Below are 1897 nucleotides of genomic sequence, written 5' to 3'. Positions count from 1 at the left end.
TCATCACAAATGGTTTTTATATGGCCAAACTTGACGAGTCTAGCATTTTTAATATTTTTTTGCTTTAAAAGCACCCCCTAAACCTGTTTATACCCCCTAATATAGGGCTTTTAATAGCCATCTATAAGATCTTACTTCACCTCATATCACCTTAAACTTCATCATTTTTCTAAGACCTTCACCCACTTTTTACCTTTTGCAAAACTACTCCAGTCTTAAAAACTTTTTTACTCTGCCTTTTGCCACCTCTTATAAGACCCACCATAAAAGCGCTTTCACCATCCTGGGCGAGACTAGTTATCTAGCTTACAAGGCCCCTCACAAAAACACTTCACTTCCAGCCTTCTCGCCAATTCATACTTTGCTACAAGCTCGCTTCTTTTGCCCTCCATTAGCCCACGCTATCTTGCGTCTAATGCCCATTCCCGCCTAACCACCAGATACCCCAAAAGGTAAAGCACATTGAAACAAACTCGATTTTTCTTTCACAAAAACGCTTAAAACCCCATCTGCTTCGCCTCTTTCTTGTAAAACTTCATATTTTCTTCATACTTTTCACCTACACTAATACTCACATAGCCCCTTGCACAGGAGACTTTTAAAGGTGATCACAAAAAAACCTATAAGAATCCAAAGCAAGACTATAAAAGAGCCCAAGTCACTAAAGCCCTTTTTATTAGAAGCTAAGTAGCCCTCACTAGGCCTAGTTTTAAAAGGAAGATTTAGTCTAAGGTGGATTTGCTCTAGGTTTAACCAAGATAAGGTCAAAACTGAAAAAAGGTTAAGCCAGAGCAAAGACTATCAAGCAGATAAGTTAAAGGGCTAAAAACTAAACTAGCCACCTTAGGGGCAAGCTAGCAAAGATAGCACAAGCCAGCTAAGGCGAAAAAGTTAACAAACTAGCAACTAAAAGACTAAAAAGTAAAGTCTATAAAGACTAAAAAGTCAAAAGCTAGCAAAGCTAAGCATCACCCCTAACACTTTAAGGCGTAAAAAGCTAAGTAAAAAGCTACTTTTAATATTTTATGCTACACCTCAAATATTACTAAGTAAAGTTTTATTTACCTTTTTATAGCAAAAATGCCTCACAAGCACCCATATCCTCTAGATCATCTCATATCACCATCATAACTACTCAAAAATCTCCATAAAGTAAACTTTACTTTAACTTATATATTGGTAAAGGTAACTTTACCTTTACTATTTGGAGTTATTAGCAATTTTTATTACTTAGAATTTTTATCATTTCTTTAAAAAACCTATAAAAGTAAATTATATCTTTCTTTTTTGGCTCCTTTTTTAAGTTTTTTTCATAACAAGCACTATTTTTAAGAAAACTTTAAGCTATAAAGATAAAAAACGCCCTTAGAATTGTCCCAGTCACTAAATGGTGCGATCTTAAACATACAAAAGGATAAAAAATGGCAAAGGTTACTAAAGTCACTAAAATCATATTAGCAAGTAGTTTGATCTTAAGTTTAAGTTCTATGGCAGCGGCAGCAGAGCACAACAGGAGGGATGGCAAAAGAGAAGTAAGACCGCAAGCTCAAAACTATGACATTAACGGTCTTAAGGTTATATTAGGTGCTGGTGTGGGTACAGGTATAGGCGCAAAGTCTAGCTCAGATGGCGTCACTTTCTCAACTTCAGGTGCTAGCCTAAACGCAAAGCTTAAACTTGGTACTGGTATCTTTACTACTACTAAAAATAGCACATTAGGTCTACAAGCAACTATCGGCGTCGGAGCTAATAATCTAACTTCAGCTCTAACTCCTCAGTACTCTGTAAACTTAGACTTTATACAAGCGTTTAAACTTGGCCAAAGCGGTTATGTTAAGCTTGGTTATGTTGTAGGTGTAGGTGCTGCGATAAGAACTAACGACAACGTAAATGCAGG

1 protein-coding gene is annotated in these 1897 nt (G+C 36.4%); it reads left to right on the top strand.

The genetic code is table 11. The annotated features are described in order from the left end of the window. Positions 1 to 1421: 1421 nt before the first annotated feature. Positions 1422 to 1897, top strand: a 476-nt coding sequence (locus BKH43_RS08310) for a hypothetical protein (protein WP_143429067.1), incomplete at its 3' end; no start/stop codon positions are given.

This window comes from Helicobacter sp. 13S00401-1 (assembly GCF_002272925.1).
In the GTDB taxonomy this organism is placed as follows: domain Bacteria; phylum Campylobacterota; class Campylobacteria; order Campylobacterales; family Helicobacteraceae; genus Helicobacter_I.
Note: the sequence above shows the minus strand (reverse complement) of the source record. Positions and strands in the feature narration are given on the sequence as shown.